Source organism: Brevibacterium renqingii, assembly GCF_017808095.1.
GTDB classification, from domain to species: domain Bacteria; phylum Actinomycetota; class Actinomycetes; order Actinomycetales; family Brevibacteriaceae; genus Brevibacterium; species Brevibacterium renqingii.
Window position 1 is genome coordinate 162618 of sequence record NZ_JADBHG010000002.1, and the last position, 24808, is coordinate 187425.

General features: G+C 67.1%; 22 protein-coding genes. 4 read left to right on the top strand and 18 right to left on the bottom strand.

The window, feature by feature from the left end; translation table 11 throughout:
* Window positions 1-190 precede the first annotated feature (190 nt).
* The 4 genes from IIE29_RS05825 to rpmB form a co-directional block, all read right to left on the bottom strand.
* The gene (locus IIE29_RS05825) at window positions 191-478 is read right to left on the bottom strand and encodes an HU family DNA-binding protein (protein WP_209324294.1); all 288 of its coding nucleotides are present in this window, start codon (window positions 476-478) and stop codon (window positions 191-193) included.
* A 69-nt stretch (window positions 479-547) separates the two neighbouring features.
* Window positions 548-853 (bottom strand): 30S ribosomal protein S14, encoded by a 306-nt coding sequence (gene rpsN, locus IIE29_RS05830; RefSeq protein ID WP_209324295.1) that lies wholly within the window; start codon window positions 851-853, stop codon window positions 548-550.
* Between the two features lie 6 nt (window positions 854-859).
* Window positions 860-1027 carry a 50S ribosomal protein L33 gene (gene rpmG, locus IIE29_RS05835; protein ID WP_246475766.1) on the bottom strand — a complete coding sequence of 56 codons (168 nt, stop codon included), beginning with the start codon at window positions 1025-1027 and terminating at the stop codon, window positions 860-862.
* Window positions 1027-1263, bottom strand: coding sequence for a 50S ribosomal protein L28 (gene rpmB / locus IIE29_RS05840; protein WP_209324296.1), 237 nt, complete (start codon window positions 1261-1263; stop codon window positions 1027-1029). The genes rpmG and rpmB overlap by 1 nt, the downstream gene beginning before the upstream one ends.
* A 682-nt stretch (window positions 1264-1945) precedes the next feature.
* On the opposite strand from rpmB, the gene IIE29_RS05845 reads away from it, so the two are divergent.
* Entirely contained in the window at window positions 1946-2899 is a 954-nt protein-coding gene (locus IIE29_RS05845) for a protein kinase (protein WP_209324297.1), read from the top strand.
* A 178-nt stretch (window positions 2900-3077) separates the two neighbouring features.
* Here the strand turns inward: IIE29_RS05845 and IIE29_RS05850 are convergent, their stop codons facing one another.
* From IIE29_RS05850 to IIE29_RS05875, 6 genes are all read right to left on the bottom strand, one after another.
* The gene (locus tag IIE29_RS05850; protein WP_209324298.1) at window positions 3078-4514 is read right to left on the bottom strand and encodes a dihydrolipoamide acetyltransferase family protein; all 1437 of its coding nucleotides are present in this window, start codon (window positions 4512-4514) and stop codon (window positions 3078-3080) included.
* A gap of 16 nt (window positions 4515-4530) precedes the next feature.
* Window positions 4531-5508: an alpha-ketoacid dehydrogenase subunit beta gene (locus IIE29_RS05855; RefSeq protein ID WP_209324299.1), complete on the bottom strand. Its 978-nt coding sequence runs from the start codon at window positions 5506-5508 to the stop codon at window positions 4531-4533.
* Entirely contained in the window at window positions 5508-6662 is a 1155-nt protein-coding gene (gene pdhA, locus IIE29_RS05860) for a pyruvate dehydrogenase (acetyl-transferring) E1 component subunit alpha (protein WP_209324300.1), read from the bottom strand. The genes IIE29_RS05855 and pdhA overlap by 1 nt, the downstream gene beginning before the upstream one ends.
* A gap of 380 nt (window positions 6663-7042) precedes the next feature.
* Window positions 7043-8560, bottom strand: coding sequence for a hypothetical protein (locus tag IIE29_RS05865; protein WP_209324301.1), 1518 nt, complete (start codon window positions 8558-8560; stop codon window positions 7043-7045).
* Entirely contained in the window at window positions 8557-9297 is a 741-nt protein-coding gene (locus IIE29_RS05870; protein WP_209324302.1) for a hypothetical protein, read from the bottom strand. Before IIE29_RS05870 ends, IIE29_RS05865 begins: the two co-directional genes overlap by 4 nt.
* Window positions 9294-9539 carry a hypothetical protein gene (locus tag IIE29_RS05875; RefSeq protein WP_209324303.1) on the bottom strand — a complete coding sequence of 82 codons (246 nt, stop codon included), beginning with the start codon at window positions 9537-9539 and terminating at the stop codon, window positions 9294-9296. Before IIE29_RS05875 ends, IIE29_RS05870 begins: the two co-directional genes overlap by 4 nt.
* A 334-nt stretch (window positions 9540-9873) precedes the next feature.
* Here IIE29_RS05875 and purB point away from each other — a divergent pair, with 334 nt between their 5' ends.
* Window positions 9874-11307: an adenylosuccinate lyase gene (gene purB / locus IIE29_RS05880; protein ID WP_209324304.1), complete on the top strand. Its 1434-nt coding sequence runs from the start codon at window positions 9874-9876 to the stop codon at window positions 11305-11307.
* Window positions 11308-11320: 13 nt separating this feature from the next.
* Here purB and IIE29_RS05885 read toward each other — a convergent pair whose 3' ends face one another.
* The 4 genes from IIE29_RS05885 to IIE29_RS05900 form a co-directional block, all read right to left on the bottom strand.
* On the bottom strand, window positions 11321-12121 hold the full coding sequence (locus IIE29_RS05885; RefSeq protein WP_209324305.1) for a transcriptional regulator: 801 nt from the start codon (window positions 12119-12121) through the stop codon (window positions 11321-11323).
* 122 nt (window positions 12122-12243) lie between these two features.
* Entirely contained in the window at window positions 12244-13659 is a 1416-nt protein-coding gene (locus IIE29_RS05890) for an MFS transporter (protein WP_209324306.1), read from the bottom strand.
* Window positions 13660-13784: 125 nt separating this feature from the next.
* Window positions 13785-15191, bottom strand: coding sequence for a D-arabinono-1,4-lactone oxidase (locus IIE29_RS05895; RefSeq protein ID WP_209324598.1), 1407 nt, complete (start codon window positions 15189-15191; stop codon window positions 13785-13787).
* A 5-nt stretch (window positions 15192-15196) separates the two neighbouring features.
* Window positions 15197-16456: an amino acid deaminase/aldolase gene (locus IIE29_RS05900; protein ID WP_209324307.1), complete on the bottom strand. Its 1260-nt coding sequence runs from the start codon at window positions 16454-16456 to the stop codon at window positions 15197-15199.
* A gap of 49 nt (window positions 16457-16505) precedes the next feature.
* Here IIE29_RS05900 and IIE29_RS05905 point away from each other — a divergent pair, with 49 nt between their 5' ends.
* Window positions 16506-18083, top strand: coding sequence for a succinic semialdehyde dehydrogenase (locus IIE29_RS05905; RefSeq protein WP_246475767.1), 1578 nt, complete (start codon window positions 16506-16508; stop codon window positions 18081-18083).
* Window positions 18084-18300: 217 nt separating this feature from the next.
* Here IIE29_RS05905 and IIE29_RS05910 read toward each other — a convergent pair whose 3' ends face one another.
* The 4 genes from IIE29_RS05910 to IIE29_RS05925 all read right to left on the bottom strand — a co-directional run bounded on the left by IIE29_RS05910 (window position 18301) and on the right by IIE29_RS05925 (window position 24331).
* Window positions 18301-19035 (bottom strand): response regulator, encoded by a 735-nt coding sequence (locus IIE29_RS05910; protein WP_209324309.1) that lies wholly within the window; start codon window positions 19033-19035, stop codon window positions 18301-18303.
* Between the two features lie 107 nt (window positions 19036-19142).
* Complete coding sequence (locus tag IIE29_RS05915) at window positions 19143-20360, bottom strand: acetyl-CoA C-acetyltransferase (RefSeq protein ID WP_209324310.1); 1218 nt, start codon at window positions 20358-20360, stop codon at window positions 19143-19145.
* 93 nt (window positions 20361-20453) lie between these two features.
* Window positions 20454-22361 (bottom strand): sensor histidine kinase, encoded by a 1908-nt coding sequence (locus tag IIE29_RS05920; RefSeq protein WP_209324311.1) that lies wholly within the window; start codon window positions 22359-22361, stop codon window positions 20454-20456.
* Between the two features lie 131 nt (window positions 22362-22492).
* Window positions 22493-24331 (bottom strand): MOSC domain-containing protein, encoded by a 1839-nt coding sequence (locus IIE29_RS05925; protein ID WP_209324312.1) that lies wholly within the window; start codon window positions 24329-24331, stop codon window positions 22493-22495.
* A 113-nt stretch (window positions 24332-24444) separates the two neighbouring features.
* Between IIE29_RS05925 and IIE29_RS05930 the strand changes: the two genes are divergently transcribed.
* Window positions 24445-24738, top strand: coding sequence for a metal-sensitive transcriptional regulator (locus IIE29_RS05930; RefSeq protein WP_209324313.1), 294 nt, complete (start codon window positions 24445-24447; stop codon window positions 24736-24738).
* Window positions 24739-24808 lie beyond the last annotated feature (70 nt).

Sequence of the window (24808 nt, forward strand, 5' to 3'; positions counted from 1 at the left end):
ATATCGCTGGGCGCCGCGCCTCAGCCAACCGGGAGACCGCCGAGGGGCCGAGATCTCGGGGCGCCGCCTCGGCGCGGAGCAGCGTGGTGGGCGGGAACTCGTCGCGGGGCAGCGCCGCGGGCGTCGCCTCGGCGCGAACAGCAAATGGCCCGGACCATCGGGTCCGGGCCATTCGACGCTGCTGCGTCGATCACTTCGGGCTGCCAGCGGCGCCCTTCAGCTTCGAACCAGCGGACAGCTTGACGGAGTAACCGGCCTTGATCTGGATCTCTTCACCGGTCTGAGGGTTGCGACCCTTGCGAGCGGCACGCTCGGTGCGCTCAACGGAGAGCCAGCCGGGGATGGTGAGCTTTTCGCCCTTGGCCACGACGTCGGAGAAGACATCGAAGACACCATCGAGCACATCCGAGACCTGCTTCTGAGTCAGGCCGGAGTTCTCGGCAACTTCTGCAACGAGCTCACTGCGGTTCTTAGCCATAAAAGTGTCCTCCTTAGGACAAGTCGGTCGGTCACCGGTCCGTTTTTCCGATGACGAACTTCCTCGAGATTACCAGCTCGACTTAGTGATTCCGGGCAACTCGCCGTTGTGAGCCATTTCGCGGAAACGAACTCGGGAGAGCCCGAACTTGCGGAGGTAACCACGCGGACGACCATCGACCTGGTCCCGGTTGCGAACGCGAACGGGCGAGGCATCACGCGGAAGCTTCTGCAGTCCGAGGCGTGCCTCCTCGCGCTGCTCATCGGTGGAATCGGGGTGGGTCAGCTGACGCTTGAGAGCTGCGCGGCGCTCTGCATAGCGCTCGACGATGACGCGACGCTGCTTGTCGCGGGCGATCTTGGACTTCTTAGCCATGTGCGCTCAGCGCTCCTCTCGGAAATCGACGTGCTTGCGGATGACGGGATCGTACTTCTTCAGCACGATGCGATCCGGGGTGTTGCGGCGGTTCTTGCGGGTCACGTAGGTGTACCCGGTGCCGGCGGTCGACTTGAGCTTGATGATGGGACGAATATCCTGGGCCTTGGCCATCAGAGCTTCACTCCCTTGGCAATCAGTTCGTTGACCACGGCGTCGATTCCACGCGCGTCGATGACCTTGATGCCCTTGGCGGACACAGTCAGGGTGACGCTGCGGCGCAGAGACGGAACGTAGTACCGCTTCTTCTGAATATTCGGGTTGAAGCGACGCTTCGTGCGGCGCTTCGAGTGGGACACATTGTGTCCGAAACCGGGGACGGCCCCGGTTACCTGGCAGGTTGCTGCCATGTCTCTCCTCCAGTTCACAAGTTACCGACTCTCGAAACAAGCTCTTGCGGGATATCGCTGCTGCAATCTCCCCGCTCGCTTGCGCCGATGTCGGAAGACATCAACAAATTCTCGCGAATGCCACCTGGTCGAGCGTGCCCGACCACGGTCGCAGCCGAGGCGGCCTGAGTCGCCTTCGCCCGACTCGCATCCGGTGCGACCCGGTGCGCGACGTTCGCCGTGAAAATTGTGTACGCCAAAACAGGTTTGCCCGTTCGGGCGAGATGTCTCACCAGCGCTGAAGCCGTAGCCTGTGAGAGATGGCCGAAGCTGGAGTGCAGCGGTGGGTGAGCACCATGTCGGTCTTAGCAGATCGGTCAGAGACCGCTCTGGTACGACACAACAAGAATCAATCCTACTGAGGGTCGGGGGTGCAGAGCAAATTCAATCCGCACCGTCGCTCGGGGCTTTCGCAGGCCCGGCGGCTCGGTTCGCCGGCCTGCCGGAGTGCCGTACGCACAGCTGTCGCACGCATTCGCGGACCTTCACAGGGACTTTCCCAGCTGGGGCCAAGGCAACACGGGGAAATCCGCAGTAGGCTTTCGTCGGCAACGTGTCCTGCCTGCGGTCGTGTTGAACGCCTGCGTGACTCGTGCCAAGGTTAGAAGATGATTGCCACCACACCTGGCACTCAGGAGGACCGATGAGCGACGTTCCACAGAGGCCGCGCATTCGTCCGGCGACAAGCGACGACTGGCAGAAAGAACACAACGAACACGCTGGTCAGAACCCGTCGTACGGGAGTGAGGCGGGACATTCGCCTGCCGAATTCGACAACTCGACCTACTACGAGTATCTCGAACGGCACACCGGGGAACAGTCGATCTCGAAGGCACGGGCGAGCAACGTGTTCGCTCCCGCAGGACGCTCCCCCTTCTACGAACACGCTCAGCCCGCACACGCGCAGTGGCCCGGAAGCGCCGATGAGAGGCACACTGTCGGGAGCGGTCGCACCCCAGGTTCCGCGATCGGTCAGCGGCCGCAGGCTCCTCCTCCGCCGCAGTTCCCTCCCACCGTCCCGGCGCAGGGTGAAGCCAGGCCGCGCAAGTGGCTCAAGATCACTGCCGTCATCATCGCCATGACCATGGTGCTGGCTCTCGTGGCGTTCTTCGGCATCCGCTGGCTCGCTCCCTCATCGGGCACCGTGCCCGTCGATGTCGGTGAATCGGCCTCGCCCTCCCCCAGCCCGTCCGAGGACTTGGTCCAACCGTCGCAGAGCCCCAAGGATAAGCTCGCCTCGTACACGAAGACGGGCACGGAGAGAGCCGCCGACCTCGAAGGCCAGTGGGTGACACAGGTGAGCGCGAAGAACGTCGGCCTCGAAGCCGACGGCAAGACCTGGACCGCACAGGACATCCTCGACGAATTCGAGGCCAATAAGGTCAAGTATCCGGGATCGATCCTCATCCACAGCGGCGACTGGGCCTCCTACCGGGACGGAAGCTACTGGGTGACCATCGTCGACACCGGTTTCAGCGACCCGGAACCGGCTCTCGACCAATGCCGCTCCTGGGGCCTCGACCGCAACCACTGCCTGGCCAAACGTCTCGTCAAGGACGGCAGCTCGAAGGACAACAGCGCCTACCTCGACGAGTGAGATGAATCAGCGCTGCAGACAGAACACGTCGATTCAGCGAGACAACGGTTGAGCGCCGAGAACCCTGTGCGTGCACAGTGGTCTCGGCGCTCAACCGTTGTCTCGAACAAGCCCGTGGCTTGAAGCCAAGGGCAGCCCCTCAAACCAGGGCAGTCACTTCAGCTCAAGCCGAGCTGCCTCAGGCCAACAGCAGGGTCAGGTCCTCCAAACCGCGACCGACGTCGGCGAGGAACTTCGAGATGATCTCGCCGTCGACGACACGATGGTCGGCGCTGACCGAGAGCGTGGTGATATCACGCGGCACGATCTCGTCACCGACGACCCACGGCTTCTTCCGCACCTGGCCGAAGGCGAGGATCGCGGCCTCACCGGGGTTGATGATCGGAGTGCCGGCATCGACGCCGAACACGCCGACGTTCGTGATGGTGATCGTGCCCCCGGCCTGATCGGCGGGCGGAGTCTTGCCGGAACGTGCCAGCGCGGTCAGCTCCTGGATGCCCTGCGCCAACTCGCCCAGACCCATGCTGTGCGCGTTCTTGATGTTCGGCACCATGAGCCCGCGCGGTGTGGCGGCTGCGATCCCGAGGTTGACGTACTTCTTGACGATGATCTCGTCGCCTTCGAGGCACGAATTGATCCGCGGGTTGCGCCCCGCGGCCCAGGCCACAGCCTTGGCCACGATGAGCAGCGGCGAGACCTTGACGTCCTCGCCGAGGAACTTCGTGGTCTTCAACCGGCGAACCATCGCCATCGTCTCGGTGACATCGACATCGAGGAATTCGGTGACGTGCGGCATCGTGAACGCCGAATCGACCATCGCCTTGGCCATCATCTTCGTCACGCCCTTGAACGGGATCCGCTCCTCGAGTTCGCCCGGAGCACTCGCCGAGGCGGCCGACTGTGCCGGCGCATCCGCGGTCGGGGCGGCGGCCGAGTTCGCGGCGGCATGGACGTCTTCACGCGTCACGTCCCCGTGGGGACCGGTCGCCACCACCTGGGAGAGATCGACGCCGAGGTCCTTCGCGAGCTTGCGCACCGGCGGCTTCGCCAAAGGCCTCCCGGCTCCAGGGGAAGCGGGTGCGGCCCCCGCGGCTGCAGCCTGGCCCTGGGCAGGTGCCGCAGTCGGGGTCGGTGCAGGTTCCGCGGCCGGTGGTGCAGGCTGCTCTGAGGCAGCGGCCGGAGCCGGCGCGGATGCCGGGGCCGGGACCGGGCCGCCCTTGCGCGGGCGACGCTTCGACGAGGTCGCCTTCGCCCCATAGCCGACCAGGGTGGCTCCGCTGTCGTCGTCCTCCGTCGCGGCACCGGCCGCCTCGGTGGAATCGCTGGCACCGGCTTCTCCGGCGGCGGAGGCACCGGCGCCCGCCTCGGCGCCGGAGCCGGCCCCTCCGAAACGGATGATCGGGGTGCCGACCTCAATGGTCTGGCCCTCGTCGACGAGCAGCGCGTCGACGGTGCCGGCCTGTGGGCTGGGCAGCTCGACGAGTGATTTCGCGGTCTCGATCTCGACGAGGATCTGGTTGACGGTGACGGTGTCGCCGGGGGCGACCTTCCAGGCGACGATATCGGCTTCGGTCAGACCCTCACCGACGTCAGGCAGAGGAAATTCGAATGACATGCTTACTCTCCTCAGCTCAGTAGGCCAGCGCCTGGTCGACACCGTCGAAGATGCGGTCCAGGTCGGGCAGATAGTGTTCTTCCATTCGCGATCCCGGGTACGGCGTGTGGTAGCCGCCGACCCGGATGACCGGCGCCTCGAGGCTGAAGAAGCAGCGTTCGGTGATCCGCGCGGCGATCTCGGAGCCCAGCCCCAGGAATGTCGGGGCCTCGTGCGCGACCACGAGGCGACCGGTCTTGGCCACCGACTTCTCGATCGTAGTGAAGTCGATCGGGTTGAGGCTGCGCAGGTCGATGAACTCGATGCTCTTGCCTTCGTCTGCGGCTGCTGAGACGACGTCCTGCGCAGTCGGCACCAGCGGACCGTAGGCGACGAGAGTGACGTCGGTGCCCTCGGACACGACGCGGGCGTCATGCATGCCCTTCCCGCCGCGGTCGGCGGTGTCGACGTCTCCGCGCAGCCAGTAGCGGCGCTTGGGTTCGAAGAACATCACCGGGTCGTCGCTCTTGATCGCGTCCTGAATCATCCAGTACGCATCATGGGCGTTCGACGGTGAGATCAGCTTGAGGCCGGCATGGTGGGCGAAGACGGTCTCCGGGCTCTCCGAATGGTGCTCGGGCGAGCCGATGCCGCCGCCGTAGGGCACCCGGATGACCATCGGGATGCGTTCCTTGCCCAACGTCCGGTTGTACAGCTTCGCGACCTGCGTGACGATCTGGTCGTAGGCCGGGAAGATGAACGCATCGAACTGGATCTCGACGACCGGCCGGTAGCCGCGGATGGCCATGCCGATCGAGGTGCCGACGATGCCGGATTCGGCCAGCGGGGCATCGATGACGCGCTGCGGACCGAAGTCCTTCTGCAGGCCTTCGGTGACGCGGAAGACGCCGCCGAGTTTGCCGATGTCCTCACCGATGAGGACGACCTTCGGGTCGTCCTCCATGGCCTTGCGCATTCCGGCGGTGATCGCCTTCGAGAGGGGAAGCTTCTCCATCAGGCCTCACCCGCATCGGCGAACGAGGCCTGGTACGCCAGGAATCCGGCGCGTTCCTCGTCGACGAGGGAGTGGGGCTCGGAGGTGACGTGGGCGAACATCTCGACGCCGTCGGGGTTCTCCATCGTCATGCAGTTGTGGCGGATGCGTGCGGCCAGGGTGTCGGCCTCGGCGTCCACCTCGGCGAAGAAGTCGTCGCTCGTTTCGGTGTGCTTGTCGAGATAGGCCTTGAGGCGGGTGATCGGATCCCGGTCCTCCCAGATCTCCTCTTCGGCCTTGTCGCGGTATTTCGTCGGATCGTCGGCGGTGGTGTGGGCGCCGCGACGGTAGGTGAAGGCCTCGATGAGCATCGGGCCGTGGCCCGCGCGCACCGAATCGAGGCTGGCACGGGCGACGGAGTACATCGCGATGATGTCGTTGCCGTCGACGCGGATGCCGGGAACGCCGAAGCCCTCGCCGCGCTTGCACAGGGGCGCGGCCGTCTGGACGTGGGTGGGTTCGGAGATGGCCCACTGGTTGTTCTGGCAGAAGAAGAGGACCGGGGCGTGGAAGGCTCCGGCGAAGGTCAGTGCCTCCGAGACATCGCCCTGCGAGGTGGCGCCGTCGCCGAAGCAGGCGATGGCCACGGTGTCGCGATCGATGTCACCGGTGCCGACGTCGCCGTCCATGCTGATGCCCATGGCGTAGCCGGTGGCGTGCAGAGTCTGGGAGCCGATGACGATCGTGTAGGTGTGGAAGCGGTGCTCCTGGGGATCCCAGCCGCCGTGGTTCTGGCCGCGGAAGATGCCGAGCAGCGTTTCGGGCTCGACACCGCGGGTGTAGGCCAGTCCGTGCTCACGGTAGGTGGGGAAGACGAAGTCCTGTGGCCGGGCAGCCCGTCCCATGCCGATCTGGGCCGCTTCCTGGCCGAACAGCGGCGCCCACAGGCCCAGCTGTCCCTGACGCTGGAGGGCCGCGCCCTCGGCATCGATGCGGCGTACGAGGACCATGTCGCGATAGAAGCCGCGCAGATCCTCGTCAGTGAGTTCTGCGGCGAAAGCGTCGTACTCACCGGATTCGACGCGATTTCCGTCTTCGGTGAGCATCTGGATCATTCTGGGCTCCGCGGACTGGCTGTGGCCAGCGCCGGTTCCCACTGAAATGTTGGAGGTCATTTCAGTTCTCCTTTGTTCGAGGTCCATCTTCACCGGAGGTGACCAGTGGTGGACCGTGTCCGTCGGGCAGGCCCTCGGATGTGAGAACTCACCCTCGAGTGATCTGATTCACAGGTGATCCAACGATACCGAATCCACTCACCGCTTGCCACTCTCACCCAGCGGTTCGAGCTTCAAAAGTGCAGGTCAAGAACAGACTATGGCCCCAGATCGACACATGTGGTCGAGTTCCAAAGCTCTGGGAGGACAATTGTCGGTCGGCGCTGAGTTGCTCCATCGTCCGACCAACGCACGTCCGACCACTGGGAGGAGGCTCCGCCGAACCCGTGATCGAGGCTTGCCGACCCCCGCGCCGGGCCGGAGCGAGAGCGCTCCTGCACTCAGGTGTGCTTGCGTCTGCCCTGGTAGTCGCGGGTCTTCTTGAGATCTCCGGTGAAGAACCCCGAGTTGTTCGCAGTGAACCGGCTGAGAGCCGGGTGTCCCGCTCGCAGCAGCAGGGCGATCGACGCAGCATAGGCCGCGGACGAGTGAGCCGCCCCCGCCGAGGCGAACATGTCGTCGAGCTCGGCATCGGTCTTGCCCGTCAGGCTCGGAGCCCGATGGAGCTCATCGGGGTCGTAGTCGACGGTCACCGTCGACCAGTTGTCGGTGGCCGGGTTCTCGTTCCCGTCGAGGTCGGGCACCAGGTCCTGTTCGTGCTCGACGGACAGCACGTCGACTCCTGTGCCGATGGGGAAATCCGAGATCGGAGCACCCACCGTCATCAGTGCGGTGACGTTGACATCGGCCAGGAACGCCGGGTCCGCGGCCAGGGAGCCGGCAGTGATGCCGCCCTGCGAATAGCCGACGAGCATGACCTCGGCGTCCGCGCCGATTCCAGCATCGGCGATGGCCTGCCGCACCATCTCGCGCATCACCGTGTCGTTGCCCGCCATGCCCTGGACGTTCGTCGTCATATCGGTCGTGTTGTCTCCCGATGTCGCGGACCAGTCGGTGGTGGCCGGGATGTAGACGATGTACCGGGTCGTCCCGTCAGCGCCGACGATCTCCTCGATGCGGACCTGGCCGGAGTCCGCCCCGTGGTGGCGGCCGGCCTCGCGGACGTAGAGGTCTTCGAGGTCCTGCGGCGGCGTCTCGTGCGGCGGGGTCAGACCTTCGGCCTTCCACACCTCCACCTCGGAGGGGAGCAGGAGGCCGAACCGATTCGCTCCGGCCAGCAGCCAGATCGTCATCGACTGTGAATCGTGCGGCCAGAAGGCGTGGTCGGCGTCCGTGTCCAGGACAGCGGGAGGCAGGCCGATGAAACCGACGATCATGCCCGGAAGCACGTGCTCGATGACCGCCCCGGAGGCATCGGAGTGCTCGAACACGAGTCTGGTCAGCGCTTCTTTGGCCTTCGCCTTGGTCGTGCCGAGATCGATGCCGAAGCGTTTCGCGATCGCCTCGTCGAGACCCGTGGCATCGAGGATCTTCGTCGCCACCACGATCTGGCTGCCGACGGCGAGGGCGACTGGGATGAGCACCGGGAGGCTGATGGCGATGACACGTCCGGTGGCGTAGCCGAGGGCGTCGAGGAGCCCGCCGAATACCTCGCTGAGACCTTTCTCCGCCTGTCGGTAGGCCAAGGCCGCGGCCCGGACCCCGAGCATCGTGGCCTCGAGTTCGAGGAGCGAAGCCGCCAGCTGCTGGTGGAAGCGGGTTCGACAGGCATCGAGGTTGAACGCCGTGACGGGTGCGGGCACCTGCGTCAGCAGGGTCGCGAGGTCGAAGTCACCGACCGCGGCTTCGAGGCTCAGATCGCCGACATCGGTGATGACGGTCTGCAGCGCGTCACCACTGGCGTCGGCCCGCTCGTCGACGGTGATCCTCCCGCCGCCGCGGGTGTGTGAGTCGATCACCGCCGCGTTCCCGTCGTCAGCATCCGCGCGAGGACGGCGGCCAACAGCATCCGCACCGCCGAGGCTCCGGCTTCGTCGCCGGCATCGACGGTGACAGAGCCCCCGGAACGCTCGAGGACCGGACGGAACCAGCGACCGTCCCTGCGGTGGAGGAACTCGAGCCCCGTGGCTCCCCCACGCGCGGCCCAGCTCAGTGTGAGCACGCAGTCCTGTTCGACGAGTCCTGCAAGCCCCTCGACGACGGGTCCGATCTCCACAGGGGCGATCCTGCGCAGGAGCTGATGGCCTGAGAAGTCCTCGAAGCCCTCGCCCTTCAGCGCCAGCATCGCCAGACCGGTGTTCCTGCCGAGGCAGAGCGCGAGATGAAGGGTTTCGACACCCGAGGACACGACGACCGTGACTCGTGCGTCGGCGTGGTTGAGCTCAGCAGCGAAGCCCGCCACCCAGGCCATGAGCACATCGGGTTCCCGGCGCGAAGTGCCGGGTTCGTCGAGGACGACGACGTCTTCGTCTCCGTGTGCCGTCGAGGCAGTCGCGGAGTCCGCGTTCCCCATCGAGGCAGCCCCGGAGCCCGCGTTCCCCATCGAGGCAGGTCCCGAGCCTCCATCGTCCCTGGCTGGGAGCAATTCATGCGGCCAGAGCCTGCGCAGACGCTCGGGCAGCCTCCTGATCCGTTCGAGATCGACGACGATCCATCTCTCGAGCGTCTCGGCGGCGGATTCGGAAGCGGCACTCACAGTTGGATCCGCCCTCCCACCGAAACGACCTGCAGGTGCAGCTCGTACGCCTCAGCGAGTTCGTCCGCGCATGCGGCGAGGAGGTCGATCGACTCCGCGCACGATCTCACCCTGTCATCAAGCAGCTGTCCGGCCGGGGAATCCCAGCTGTCGATCCCGCGGCACTCCTGCGCGAGCGTGCGCAGCCTCTCCGCCCGGCGCAGCCATTGGTCTCGATTGCGCGCCAGCTCGTCCGTGATCACCCTTCTCCCCTCTCACACGTGCGGCTCTCGCCGGTGCAGCTCTCTTCGTCACGGTTCTCGTCGGCTCGTCTCCGTCCCGAACTGCCCTCCTCCGTCCTCGCCGCCTGCAATCGATCTCCTCGACCGTAGGCAGGCCGGGAATGAGAGGGGAAGGCCCGCTCCGGACGCTGGGGACGGCCCTCGGGGATCCACAGGGCGCACACGTCGAAGTCGGCTGCCTGTCCACAGACGGATGCATCCGAGTCAGCTGCCGCCGCCTCTTTCCATCGCCGTCGCCGGGACCGTCGAGCGGCCGCGTTCCGCCCTGTCCTGCCGATCATGAGAAAATAGGGGCATGCCGACTGTTTCCCTTGCCGAAATCACGCCCTCCATCGCTCTCGGACCGCTTGATGGTCGCTATCGCAAAGACACTGCTGACCTCGTCGATCACCTCTCCGAGGCGGCACTCAACCGCAACCGCATCACCGTCGAGATCGAATGGTTCATCCACCTCGCGCAGAACTCCGTGATCGATTCGGTGCGTCGCCTCACCCCCGAGGAGGTCGACGGGCTGCGGGCCTTCGCCGCCGACTTCGACGCCGAGACCATCGGCACGCTGGCTGCGCATGAGGCGGTCACCGTGCACGATGTCAAAGCCGTCGAATACACAGTCAAAGAGGCCCTAGTCGAGATCGGCGCCGATGATCTGAGCGAGCTCGTGCACTTCTGCTGCACCTCGGAGGACATCAACAATCTGTCGTGGGCGCTGGGGATCAAGGGAGCGACCGAGCAGGTGTGGCTGCCCCGTGCGAAAGCGCTCATCGATGCCCTCGCCGAATCCGCCTCGGCGCTCGCCGAGGTGCCGATGCTCGCCCACACCCACGGTCAGCCGGCCACCCCGACGACGATGGGCAAGGAGCTCGCGGTCTTCGTCCACCGCCTGCGCCGCCAGTACGAACGCATCGCCGCCACCGACTTCCTCGGCAAGATCAACGGCGCCACCGGCACCTACTCGGCGCATATGGCCGCTGTGCCGGGAGCGGACTGGCCGCAGATCGCGCAGACCTTCGTCGAGGATCGCCTCGGGCTGAGCTTCAACTCCCTGACCACGCAGATCGAGTCCCATGATTGGGACGCCGAGCTCTTCGCAGACATCGCCCGGTTCAATCGCATCGCCCATAATCTCGCGACCGATATGTGGACCTACATCTCGATGAACTACTTCAAGCAGATCCCCGTGGCTGGGGCGACCGGCTCGTCGACGATGCCGCACAAGGTCAACCCCATCCGCTTCGAGAACGCCGAAGCGAATCTCGAGCTCTCATGCGCGCTGCTCGATTCCCTGGCCTCGACCCTGGTGACCTCGCGGATGCAGCGCGACCTCACCGACTCGACCTCACAGCGCAATATCGGCGTCGCCTTCGGACACTCGGTGCTGGCGTTGAACAACCTGGTCAAGGGCCTGAAGGCCCTGGCCATCAACGAGGATGCGCTGGCCGCCGACCTCGACGCGAACTGGGAGGTCCTCGGCGAGGCCGTCCAGTCGGTGATGCGTGCCGCCGGGCTCCAGGGTGTGCCGGGGATGGAGAACCCGTACGAAACGCTCAAGGAGCTCACGCGCGGCAAACGCATCGATCAGGCCGACCTGCAGGAGTTCGTCTCCGGTCTCGGCCTGCCCGAGGACCGGGCCGAGCTGCTCAAGGCACTCACGCCCGCCACCTACATCGGCGTGGCCGCCCAGCTGGCCGAAGCCGAGGTCTCCGACTGGAAGGCATTCAGCGAAGCCTGATCCGGTCGTCGTCTCAGGAGTTCGGAATGTCGAAGACCTCGGTGAATGCGGGGACCTTCTCCCCGGTCCCCATGACCTCGCCGGCGCCGCGTTCGTAGCGGATCTTGTACGTGTCGCCCTTCTCGCTCGGGACGAAGGCGATCCACCCCTGATGGGTGCCTCCGTCGCGCCGGGACACGTTCTCCAGCGGCGTATAGCCCGCGGCCTTCATCTCCTCTTCGACGCCGGTCGTCTGGTTGAATCGGTAGTCGGATCCGCCGTCGTAGGAGATCTTGAAGTCTCCGGTTGAGACGAGCCCGCCGTATTTCTGCCCCGGGGTGATCTTGACCTCGAGGAGGACGACCTCGCCGCCCAGATCGATGGCGGAGGACTTCTTGCTCGAGTCGAAGTTCCGCACGGCCGAGAGCACCTCGATGCTGTCCTCCATCTCCGGATCCGTGAAGCTCTCACCGATGGACACTTCGGTCTGGCTGCCGGAGGACTCCCCGGCATCCGAGCCGGTGGCCCCGTCCTCGGAGGCTGCGGCCCCGTCGTCAGTGCCCGATGCGGCCGTGCCCGCGGCGCCTCCCTCCGTGCCCGACGCGCCCTCGGCCGCTGCCGAGGAGGGGTCGGCGGCCACCTCGTCGGTCTCCGGGCTCTGTCCGGAGTCGTCTGCTCCGGTCCCCTGCTCCTGTCCGTCCGAGCCTGCCTGCTCGCCGGCCGTTCCGTCCTGTCCCTGTGGCAGGGCCTGGCTGATGAGGGAGCAGCCTGAGAAGGTCAATGTGCAGCTGAGCAGGGCGGCGGCGGTGAATGCGGCGCGGTTCACGCGTTTCATGATGGCTCCTTGATCGGATTCTCACACCCGGGAGTCGATCACCCGAATGCCTGTCATGACTCCAACCTAGGAGCGGCGGATGTTCGAGGTGTGCGCTGTGTGTGGCAGAACTGCCACGTCTGTCATCGATCCGACGCAGTCCGGCGCGGCCACCGGACTAAGGCGGGGACGAGGTGCCTGTCCGCGTCCACCTCGGCGAGCGTTTTGTGCCCCATGCTGCGAGCGAGGATGAGGGTGGGGATTCCCGCGACGACGATGACCACCGTTGCGTAGATCGCGGGGGCCAGGGGCACTCCGGTCGACGACATGAGCGCAGTCGCGATGAGCGGGGAGAGCCCGCCGAAGAGGACGGTGGCGATGTTGTAGCCGATCGCCATGCCCGAGAACCGGCTCGTGCCGGTGAACTGCTCGGGAACCATGGCCGCAGCCACACCACTCCACCCGGCAGCGGGGATGGCGAGGAAGGCCGAACCGGCGATGGCGATGCCTGCGGACTGATTGGAAAGCAGCACATAGGCGGGAATTGTGGTGAGGACGAAGACGACCATGAGTGCGGCCAGCGTCGGCTTCCGTCCGAACCTGTCGGAGGCCACCCCGAAGAAGGGCGTGACGATGATGGCGACGACGGCGGCCACCGTGCCGAGGGCCAGGGAGCCGGAGTTCGGGACCTTCGCGACCTCCTCGATATAGGTGGGCACATAGGTGATGTTGAGGAAGTAGCTGACCGAGCCGATCGAGGAGATGAGGAAGGCGACGATGATCGCCCGAGGCTGTTCGAGAAAGGCGGTGATGAGCGGCGAGCGCTCGAGGGCGGGGTCCTTCTTCTCCTTCTTCTCCTCCTCCGCCTTCTGCAGCCGTTTGAAGGTGTCGGTCTCCTCCATCATCGTCCGCAGCGGCACCATGAGCGCGGCGAGCACAGCGCCGAGGACGAACAGCAGTCGCCAGCCCCACGAACTCATCGCGTCGGGGCTGAGCGTATTGGCCAGCAGCGCCCCGGAACCGACCGCGAGGAGGGCGCCGACCTCGCTGTTGGCCGCGGCCCAGCTCGCCGCCAGTCCGCGCCTGCCCGGTCCGGCCGATTCCATGAGGAAGACCATGATGCCGGTGTACTCGGCGCCGACGGAGAAGCCGGACAGGCACCGCAGCGTGACCATGAGGACACCCGCCCAGATGCCGATCGCTTCGTAGTTCGGAATCACGGCGATGCCGAGCATGGAGATGGCCATGAGGACCGCGGAGATGATGAGCGTGGATCGACGGCCGATCCGATCGCCGAGGTGGCCGAAGACCATCGCGCCCAAGGGGCGGAAGAGGAATCCCGCCGCCCCCACACCGAGGGTGAGCAGCAGCGAATCGGTCTGATCGCCGAAGAACTCGGTGGTCAGAGTCGTGGCGACATAGAAGAAAATCGAGAAGTCGTACCATTCGACGACGGTGCCGAACGCTGCGACGAACATCGACCGGCGGCGCCCCTTCTCCCGCTCTCGGTTCTCGGCCGCAGTGGGTGCAGCAGGACGGTTCCCGTCGAACTCGGTCATGGCCTGAGCGTATCAGCCCGCTCAGGGGCCACAAGACCCCTCAGGTTCTCAGCGTGAATCGCCAGTGGCCGCGCCGACGGGCTGGGCGGAGCCTCGGGCGCAGCGAGCGGTCGGAGCCGAACCCGTCAGCGGCGGCCGAGCCCGAAGAGTGAGTCCGTGTACCGGTTGCCGAACATCGCTTCGGGGTCCAGGCGGGCCCGCAGGGCGCAGAAGTCGTCGAAGCGCGGGTAGAGTCCGCGCAGTTCAGCGGCCGCAAGCGTATGGATCTTCCCCCAGTGGGGCCGGCCTCCGTGACTGCGGAGGATCGTTTCGATGACACGGAAGTACTCGGCGAAGTCCTCCTTGGCGAACCGGTGGACGGCGATGTACATCGTCTCCCGTCCCGTCGCCGTCGACAGCGGCACATCGTCTGCGGCCGCGCATCGGACCTCGATGGGGAAGGAAATGGACCAGCCCTTCGCCTCGATCATCGCCCGGATCTCCCGGATCGCCTCGGCGCCGGCGGCGAACGGCAGGGCGTACTCCATCTCGTTGAATCGCACCCGGCGCGGGGTCACGAACACCTCATGTCCGGCCGCCCGGTACATCCGGTCCGAGACCAGGGACTGGGCGAGGCGGTTGATCGAGGGCACCGCCTTCGGCACTGCGGCGCCGAGCTCGACGGCCAGCCGCAGGGCTCCGTTCTCCACGATCTCCTTGTCGAGCAGGGTGGCCCAGCGGTTGCGCGGCGCCGCCGCGGCCAGTCGCCCGGGTCCGGCACCGTTCGGAGCCACACGGGTGTTCGTCTTCGTCAGCGCCGCATCGGTGTGCGGGAACCAGTAGAACTCGAAGTGGTCCGCCGCCCGCATCCTCTCGGCGAGACCGTCGAGCAGTTCGGCGAATCCGACGACGCGCTCCTCGGCGATGAGGTCGAAAGCGCGAACGCATTGGAGTTCGATCTCGGTGACGACTCCGAGCACGCCCAGGCTCACTCGAGCCAGATCGAAGGCCTCGGGTTCAGTCTCCGCGGACAGTTCGCGCACGGTTCCGTCCGGGCCCATGAGGCTCAGCCCGGTGACGGTGCCGGCGAAACCGGTGAAGCCGAGGCCGGTGCCGTGGGTGCTCGTCGAGATCGCCCCGGCCAGCGACTGCGGGTTGACGTCGCCCTGATTGGCCAGGGCCAGCCCGAACGGCTCCAAGAGGGCGGGGATGTCACGCAGGCGGGTGCCGGCGCGAAAGCGCACGCGGTGTGCGGACTCGTCGACGGCGACGATGCCGCGGATTCCGTCGAGGTTGACCATGACGTCCGTTCCCGCGGCGATCGGGGTGAAGGAATGGCCCGCTCCGACGACGCGCAGCCGGTCACCGGCAGCGCTCGCCCGTTCGACCGCATCTGACAGCGCTTCGACCGAGGCGGGGCTTTCGAAGGTGTGCGGATGAGCGTGGACGTGCCCGGACCAGCTCCTGAACCCGCGTCTGGCTCGGCCCGTACGCTGCCCGGCGGCACCGGTTCCTGCGAAACGTCCGGCGCGAACCGCTCCGTCCCTGTTCATCGTGCTCACAGCACCAGCCCTTCTCCTCGGTACGTCGACCACCTCGCGACGACGGTCGATCCCGAGACGACGAGGAATTCGTTGAAGTGTTCGGCCAGCTCCCCGGCCTTCGCATGGCGGAACCACACGAGATCTCCGATCCGCAGGTCCTCGGTCCCGGGGCCGGTCAGCGGCGTCTGCACCTCGCCGGCTCCTTCGAGGCCCGAGTACTCGAGTCCCGGCGGCCAGGCGATGGTCGGCACCCGGTCTTCTCCGGGCACTCCCGAGGCGATGAAACCGCCTTTGAACACCGTCACCCAGCCGGGCGCCGGTCGGCGTACGACCGGAGTGGCGAAAAAGGCGGCGGGTGTGTGGCGGAATTGCGTGTATCCGTCGAAGAGCGCCGGGGAGAAGAGCCCGGAGCCCGCAGCGAGTTCGGTGAGCGTGCCCGCGACGGCGCTGGATTCGAAGGAGCCAGTGCCGCCGCCGTTGACGAATTCGAGTTCGGCGACATCGCGCACGGCGGCGGTGACGGCGGCCCTGCGCTCGGCGAGTTCCGCGATCGAGGCCCTCTGCAGGGCCCGGACGACTGCTTGGCGGGCGGAGCGTCCGGCGTCGGCGGTGCCGGCGATCTGTCCCTCGTAGAACATCAGTCCGACGAGTTCGAATCCGGGTCGGGCCGCGACCTGTTCCGCCAGTGCGACGGCGGAGCTCGCTTCTCTGATCGGCGAGCGCCGGGCCCCGATGTGGATCCGATCGCCCAGCCAGGCCTCGGCGGGGCGGAAGGAGGAATCGACGTCGATGCACACTCGCACCGAGGCGGCCGCCGCCTCGGCGGTGTCGCGATGCTGCGCGGTCATCGACCGCCCCGCGACGGTGCCCTCCCCCGCTTCGGCGAGGCCTCTGCGGACGTCGTCGATGACGTCGAGGTGGGCGACGGAATCGATCATCAGCGTGATGCTGCCGATCGCATCCGCCTCCGCGAGGAGATCGGCCAGGGCCCGCCGATCGAGGCTCGGGTAGCCGATGACGATGTCGCGGACGCCGCGGGCATGGAGTGTGAGGGCCTCCGGCACCGAATAGGCGAGCACGCCGGAGTATGCGGGATGCTCCAGTGCCCGTTCGATCGCAGATGAGGTGCGCAGGGACTTCGTGGCGATCCGGATCGGCAGGCCTCGGGCACGTTCGGCCAGCGCGTCGAGATTGGAATCGAATGCCCCGAGATCGATCACGGCCGTCGGTGCCCCGATTCCATCCAATGCACGACGCAGATCCCTCGAAACCATGTTCGGTAGTCTATCCGCAGATGACCCACGTCACATGAGAGGGAACCTGATGAGATCCGAATCCGCCGCTGCTCCCACCGCCTCCCACGTCACCGCGGCCCTGCGGGACCTCCTCGACACCGATCCCTATGCCGAGGCCTCGGGATCGGGTACGCGGGTGCGCAGCCCCGAGCCGTTCACCGGTGAGGAGTTCGATCGCTTCGCCCAGAACACGGCCGCCGATGTCGAGGCCGCCTATACGACCGCTCGCATCGCCGCTCGAGCATGGGCCGCTCAGTCCCCCGAGCACCGGGCGAAGGTGCTGATGCGACTGCATTCGACACTGCGCCGGCACGAGGACCTGCTGCTCGACGTCATCCAGTTCGAGACCGGCAAGGCCCGCATCCACGCCTATGACGAGGTCCTCGACACATTCAACGTCCTGCGCCACTACGGCGTGATGACAGCTCAGTACCTCCGACCTGAGCGCCGGCGCGGAGCGATCCCGGCACTCACCCGCACCGAGGTGACCCGCACTCCGCTGGGCGTGATCGGGTTCATCACGCCGTGGAACTACCCGCTGACCTTGGGCGCGACCGATCTGTTCGCGTCCTTGGCCGCCGGCAACGCCGTGGTCCACAAACCCGATTCGCAGACCACCCTGACCGCGATCCTCATGCGTCGCCTCGCGATCGCGGCCGGTCTGCCCGCTGAGGTCTGGCAGCTCGTGCCCGGCACCGTCGAGGAGGTCGGGCCCGCCCTCATGGCCGGCGCCGATGGGCTCTCGTTCACCGGGTCGACGGCCGCAGGACGATCGATCGCCGCCGAGGCGGGGCAGCGGCTGCTGCCGACCGCTCTCGAGCTCGGGGGCAAGAACCCCCTGCTCGTGCTCTCGGACGCCGATCTGCCCGCCGCGGTCGAGGGCGCCGTCCGGGGCAGCTTCTCCTCGGCCGGGCAGCTGTGCATCTCCATCGAGCGCATCTACGTCCACGAGGACCTCTACCCCCTCTTCTGCGCCCACTTCGCCGAGGCGGCCCGTGCCCTGACCCTGAGCGCCGACTACGCATACGGCCCGGGGATGGGAACCCTGGCCGGGCCGAAGCAGCTCGAGCGGGTGAGCGCTCATGTCGATCAGGCCCGGGAGGTCGGGGCGACGGTCATCGCCGGCGGGCACCCCGTGCCCGAACTCGGACCGTTCTTCTATGCTCCGACCGTGCTCACGGACGTTCCCGCCGAGGCGGAGCTGCGCCGGCAGGAGACCTTCGGCCCCGTCGTCGCCGTCTACCCGGTGTCGTCCGACGCCGAGGCGGTGACAGCAGCCAATGACAGCGAGTACGGCTTGAGCGCTTCCGTCTATTCGCGCTCCCGCGGGCGCGAGTTCGCCCGCCAGGTGGCGGCGGGAATGGTCAATGTCAACGAGGTCTACCCGGCGAGCTGGGGCTCGGTCGCGGCACCGGCCGGCGGCGTCAAGGCCTCGGGGCTGGGGCACCGGCACGGGATCGAGGGCATCCACCAGTTCATGCACACGCACACGATCGCCGAACAGCGGCTCCACCCGCTCGCGCCCGCCGGCCTCCTCGATCAGCAGAGGTTCGCCTCGCTCATGACCGGGGCGCTGTCGGTGATGCGGGCCCTGCGGATGCGATAGGGCCGCGAGCGGCGCCTGGCGTCATCGCAAGCGGGCATAGGTGGTCGTTTTGGGATGCTTCCGCCGCAGGCGGATCCGCCCATTTCGACCACCTAGCGGCCTGCGAGCATGTCCGCTGCGCCGCCACCTGCGAGCATATCCGCTGCGCGGAAGCCGCTTCGCGCGCCGGGGCGCACCGAGGTGCGCGGCCCGATGCTCGAGGGCAGCGCCTGCCGTCTCAGGCGTTCTCGGTGACGACGGTGTACTCGAGGACGGGGCGACCTGCGGCCCCGTACCTCGGGCGACGCTCGAGCATGCCGGCGTCGGCCATGGACTCGAGGTAGCGGCGAGCGGTGACCCGGGAGACTCCGAGGCCTTCGGCCACCTCGGCGGCGGACTGGCCCGGCTTCTCACCGAGGAGGCTCCTGACTTCGTCCTGCACAGCGTCGGGGACCCCTTTGGCGGTGGCCGCCACGGTGTGGGTGCGCAGAGCCGAGATCGCCTTGTCGACCTCGGTCTGCGTGACCTCGCCCTCGCCCGAGTCCCCGCCGAGGCGGTTGCGGAACGAGGAGTAGGCCTCGAGCTTGGACTTGAAGACCGGGAAGGTGAAGGGCTTGATGATGTACTGGGCGACCCCGTAGGAGAGGGCCTCCTGCACGATCTGCATGTCACGAGCGGCAGTGACGGCGATGATGTCGACCTCGACGCGCTGCCCGCGGATCGCCCGGCAGACCTGGATCCCGTGACCGTCGGGCAGATTCATATCCAGGAGGACGAGGTGGATGCCCTCGGGGTCGAGTCCGTAGATCTGTCCGGTCAGCGCGGCCATCGCCTGGGTGGCGTTCTTCGCCACTCCCGCAACGTGATAGCCGTCGAGACGTTCGACGTACTTCGCGTGAGCACGCGCGGCGACCGCCTCGTCCTCGACGACGAGCACACCGATGCTCGATTCGGACCCAGTTGTGTCTGACATGTCCCTCAGTCTAGCTTCAGCTCACTGAGGGGACCCTTGGTTCGTGTTCCAGCCTGGGCACATCAGCGACACAGGTCCGGAACGCGCAGCCATGCGTGCCGTGCGAGTCAGATGCGTTCGAAGACGGCGGCGATGCCCTGGCCGCCGCCGATGCACATGGTCTCCAGGCCGAAACGGGCCTCGCGGCGATCCATCTCGCGCAGCAGAGTGGCCAAGATCCGGCCGCCCGTAGCGCCGACGGGGTGTCCGAGCGAGATGCCCGAGCCGTTGACGTTGAGGCGGTCGAAGTCCTCCTTGCCCAGTCCCCATTCGCGGGTGACTGCGAGCGCCTGCGCGGCGAAGGCCTCGTTGAGCTCGATGAGGTCGATGTCGGACAGCTCGAGCCCGGCCTTCTCGAGCGCCCGGGCGGTAGCCGGGACCGGGCCGATGCCCATGGTCTCCGGGGCCACACCGGAAACAGCCCAGCTGACCAGGCGGCCGAGCGGTTTGAGTCCGTGCGCCTCGGCGGCGGACCGGGTGGTGACGATGGCGGCCGCTGCTCCGTCGTTCTGTCCCGAGGCGTTGCCGGCGGTCACGGTCGCTTCCTCGTCGACCTTGCCCCTGATGGGACGCAGCCGCGCGAGCTTCTCGAGGTCCGTATCGGGGCGGATGTGCTCATCAGTTTCGACCTCGTGTTCGGCGACCTTGCGGCTGGCGGGGATCGTCACGGGCACGATCTCCTCGGCGAACCGTCCATCGGCTGCCGCCGCGGCCGCCCGCTGGTGGGAGGTGAAGGCCAGCTCGTCCTGTTCCTCGCGGCCGATCGAGTACTCGCGGCGCAGGTTCTCAGCGGTCTCGAGCATGCCGCCTGCAACGGGGTGGAACCTCCCGCCCGGAGTGGTCCGGCCGCGGGCGAGCGAGTCGATGAAATCGGCATTGCCCCCGCGCACACCCCACCTGATGGTGTCGTTGTAGAAGGGAGCGTGCGACATGGACTCGACGCCACCGGCGATGACGAAGTCGCCGTTTCCGGAGCCGACGACCATGGCCGCGTCGATGATCGCCTGCAGACCCGAACCGCAGCGCCGGTCGACCTGCTTGCCGGGCACGGTCACGGGCAGTCCCGCGTCGAGCGCGGTGACACGGCCGATGCAGGGAGCCTCGGAGGTGGCGTAGCCCTGCCCCATGATGACGTCGGCGACGAGTTCGGGGTTCAGTCCGGTGCGGTGCATCAGCTCTCGGACGACGGTGGCGGAGAGTTCATGCGCGGGAATGTCCCGGAACTGACCTCCGAAGGCTCCGATCGGGGTCCGCAGCGGCTCACATACGACGATGTCCTGGTCCATTGAGCTCCTCCACTCCTCGGCACGCGGCCCTCGCCGGCCGCGCGCATCCTGCGTGCAGTCTAGATCGGGAATGCCCGTCGGGCGGGATCGGTTTCATTCATTGGCAAACGAGCCGAGTCCGGTCCCGGCGGCATCCGGCAGCCACACCGTGAGCACAGCTCCCTTGAATCGGTCGCAGTCCTCACCCCGGCCCTGCACGTCCACGGCTCCCCCGAGGCGCCGGATCGCCTGTACGACCAGCGACAGTCCGACCCCGCGGGTGCCTGTCTGCTGACGTCCCTGTCCCTGGTCGGTCTCGACTCCATCGTGCTTCGTCGACCAGCCCCGTTCGAAGATCGCATCGAGATGCTCCTCGTCGATGCCGGGCCCGTCGTCGCTGACCTCGATCGTGAAGCCCGCGGGGCCGCCCGCACCGGAGAGGTGGACGTGCACCCTCTTGTCCTCGGGCAGCACGTCCTGTCTGCTCAGGGCGTCGAAGGCATTGTCGATGAGGTTGCCGAGGATCGTCGCGAGATCCCGGTCGTCCCCGCCGAGGCTGCCGGTGAGACCCGCGGTGTCCACCGTCATCTCGATTCCCACCTCACCGGCCTGCGCGATCTTCGACAGCAGCAGTGCGGAGAGGACCGGGTGGTCGAAGGTCATCGAGCCGTCCCCGCCCGCGCGGTTGAGATCGTCGAGGTCTTTGGCCGCGAAGTCGATGGCCTCGTCGACATGCCCGGTCTCGAGCAGGGACACGACCATGTGCAGCCGGTTCGCGTATTCGTGGGTCTGCGCCCGCAGCGAGTCGGAGAAGGAGCGGACGGAGACGAGTTCGCCCGAGAGCTCGGCCAGTTCCGTGTGGTCGCGCATCGTCACGACCCAGGTGTCGCTGGCGGCCTCGGTCGGCTGCTGGTTGACCACGAGGACGCGGTCGTCGGTGTAGTGGATCTCGTCGCGGGCCCAGCGGCCCGAGGCGAGCAGATCGAGCAGTGCCTCGGGCAGGTCGAGCTCGTCCAGCGGCGCACCCACCGCAGAGGTCTCGGCCGGGGGCGCGTCACCGGCCGAGGCGGAGACCGAGTCCGCTTCGTCGTCGGCCGTCGGCAAGCCGAGCAGCTCTCTGGCCTCGGCGTTGATGAGCACGATCCCACGTGAGCGGTCGACCAGCAGCAGCCCTTCGGAGACCGCCTTGAGCACCGAGGAGTAGAAATCGAGCATGCTGCGCAGCTCATCGGCGCCGTAGTCGCCGGTGACTCTGCGCAGCCCCCGGGACGTCACCCAGGAGGAACCGATGCCGAGGGCGAGGGTGAGCGCGGCGATGCCGATGAGCCATTTGCTCTGCGCGAGGAAGCCCTCACGGACCGAGTCGGCGGAGCTGCCGACGATCACGGCGCCGACGACGGTGTCCGGTCCCAGCCCGTCTGCGCCGACGTGTTCGGCGTGCACCGGGGTGATGACGTACATGGTGCCGTCGCCGGGCCCGCCGTCGTCGATGAAGCGCACGCTCGACTCGCCGTCCTCGATGGCCTCCTCGTCGACGGACTGCGCCAGCTGGTCGATCGAGTCCTCGGGGATCCGCCCGGAGTTCGCCGAGGCGATCTGCTCCTCCAGCGTCTGCTGCCGATCGGGTGAGCCGAGGGTGGGCGGGGTGAGCAGGAAGTCCAAGGGCACGACGGCGGCCACATCGAATTCGTACTGGCTGATGACGTTGCCCAGCATGGTCTCGACATCGGCTCGGGACTCGGCATCGAGGAAGTCGTCCTGCCCGGCCTCTCCGGTGCCGACGAGGCCGAGGGACAGCGACAGGTTGTCCGCGGCCGAGCTCAGCAGGTCCTGCTCCCGCTTCGTGTTCAGCTGGGAGAGCTGGATGTAGAGGAGACTCGTCGTGAGCACCATGATGCCCACGAGCATGATCGAGTTCGCGAACATGATCCGTCCGGCCACGCCGAGGCGGACCCACCGACTCAGGCGGACCACCGGTCCGGCGGGCCCCTTCGACAGAATGGTTCGCTTCTCCCTGGGCATGGAAACCATTGTGCCACCTGCGAATCACCCGCCGGCCGGGACGAATCCGCTAGGCTCCGGGCCGCGGTCGGAGACAGGACAGGACCTGGGCCCGCAGGCTTCAGGGCCCAGGATGATCTGCCCCGCAGGCTTCAGAGGTCCAGGCTGATCGGTCCCGCGGGAACCGCAGAGCACACGAGCACTTCGTCGTCGCTGATCCGTGCGGCCGGTTCGATCGGGTAGAGCACGGACCCGGCGGCCAGGGACACCGCGCAGGTTCCGCAGGAGCCGCCGCGGCACGAGCTCGGGGAGCGGAATCCGCGGGCCTCGAGGGACTCGAGCAGCGTGCCCTCCTTCGGTTCCCAGACGAAGCTCGTCCCGGAGTTCTCCAGCGTCACCTCGGCGGCCGAGCAGCCGGCGATGATCTCGCTCATTCCCGTGTTCGGGGAGGCGAAGGTCTCCTGGTGGACGGCCGGGACTCCGGCCTCGGCGCTGGCCGAGAGCACGGCCGCCGTGAAGTCCCTGGGCCCGCAGACCATGACGTTGTCGCAGCCTGCCACCCAGTCGACGAGCTCCCGGTGGCTCGGTCTTCCCGCGGTCGCGGTGTCCCGGTGGTGGGCCTCGACGGGGACCCGGCCGCCGCCTGCCCTCTCCTGCAGGCGGTTCCACAGGCAGGCGGTGCGGTGATCGCGGTCGACGTGGAAGAGCTTGATCCTCTCGGTGTCGGGCAGCTCCTCGAGCCCGTCGGAGCGCAGCAGCCCGAGACTCGGGGTGATGCCGATGCCGGCGGTGATCAGGGCCGTAGTGCCGCCGAAGACGCGGGAGGCGGTCATGGTCCCATGTGGGCCGGAGGTGAGGATGCGCTGGCCGGCCTCGAGTTCGGCGACCGCGCGCGAGCCTCTGCCCTGTGTGCGCACGGCGATGCGGACGATGTCGTCGTCGACGTCGGTGATCGTGTAGGTGCGCCAGAACGGTGCGCCGAGATCGAGGTGGACGCGCAGATTCGTGCCCGGTTCGTCGAATTCGCGGATCCATCCGAGATCGTCACGCAGCGCCACCTCGACGATGTCGTTGCAGATCTGACGGCGACCGACCACGGTCATGAAGCGCGGGGTGCGTGCGGTCTTGACGAGCTCGCGAGGTGCCTCGCCCTCGACGACGATCTCGTCGCCGACGGCGATGTCACCGGTCTCGAGGATCTGCCCGTAGATTCCGCAGTGCAGATGTCCGCAGGCGGCGTTGAGCACCTGCGGGACGTTGACGTCGACCGCGGTGGTGCGGGGGTTGACCGTGGTCGCCGGGCAGCGTTCGATCGTCGAGCGGATCGCCAGCCGCACCCCGCCGAGGCGGATGACCGTGCCGATGAGCGCGAATTCCTCGAAGGGCTCGAGACCGTCGACGAGGACATTGCCTCGGAAGCGCAGGGGATCGAGCTCGTCGGCGTCGGCGCCGAGTGCCGCCCGGCCCTCCTCGGTGTCGGCGATCGCGGCGACCGTGGCCGGGTTGATGAGCGAGACCCCCGACTTCTGCGAGTCGAACATCCCCTGCTCCGCAACGGCCAGCGCCCGCGGGAACTCACCCTGAGGGGATATGCGCTCGGAGAGGAATTCCGCCGAGGCGGCCCTCTCCTCCCCGTCGTCCGTGGTGAAGGTCGTCGATTCTCCCGCCGGGTCCGTCAGCGTCACCGTCGCGGATCCGCTCGCAGCATCGTCACGGCGGGGAGCCGCGTCCGGCGACTCGGGAGCGGTCTCGGGCCCGGCCGCCTCGGCCGGGGAGACGGCGACGCGCCACTTCTGCAGCTCGGTTTCGTTCTTGAGCACGGTGAACGCCGAATACGAATGCCAGGCATCGTCGGGGACATCGAGGCTGCCATTGGTGAACGCGGCGACCCGGTCGCCGCGGATTCCGCGGTCCTTGACCACCCTCGCCTCGGTGAGTTCCTCGGCGGGGAATCCCTTCACCGGGAAACGGAACAGATTGGCAACACGCATACCCTCGATTGTAGGAGGCAGGACGAGGAACAGGACCCGCGGTGAGAGCAAACGCACATCCTCCTCGGTGCGGAGACATTGCTTGATACCCTGTAGGGGTATATGGTGTATTCATGACTGAGCATCATGGATACACCCCGCAGAAGGACGCTCTCGCGCGGAGGATGAAGCGGATCGAAGGTCAGGTCCGCGGCATCGGGAAGATGATCGATGACGACAAGTACTGCATCGACATCCTCACCCAGGTCTCCGCCGCGACAGCCGCGCTGCATGCGGTCTCCATCAACCTCCTCGAGGAGCACATCGCTCACTGCGTGGTCGACGCCGCCTCATCCGGCGACGACGAGGCCGCGCGGAAGAAGATCGAGGAGGCATCAGCCGCCATCGCCCGACTCATCAAGAGCTGAACCCCGGGCCGCGTCCGCCCGGAAAGGGAGGGACGACGCCTGGGATCGGCAGTCGGACACAGTACACAGC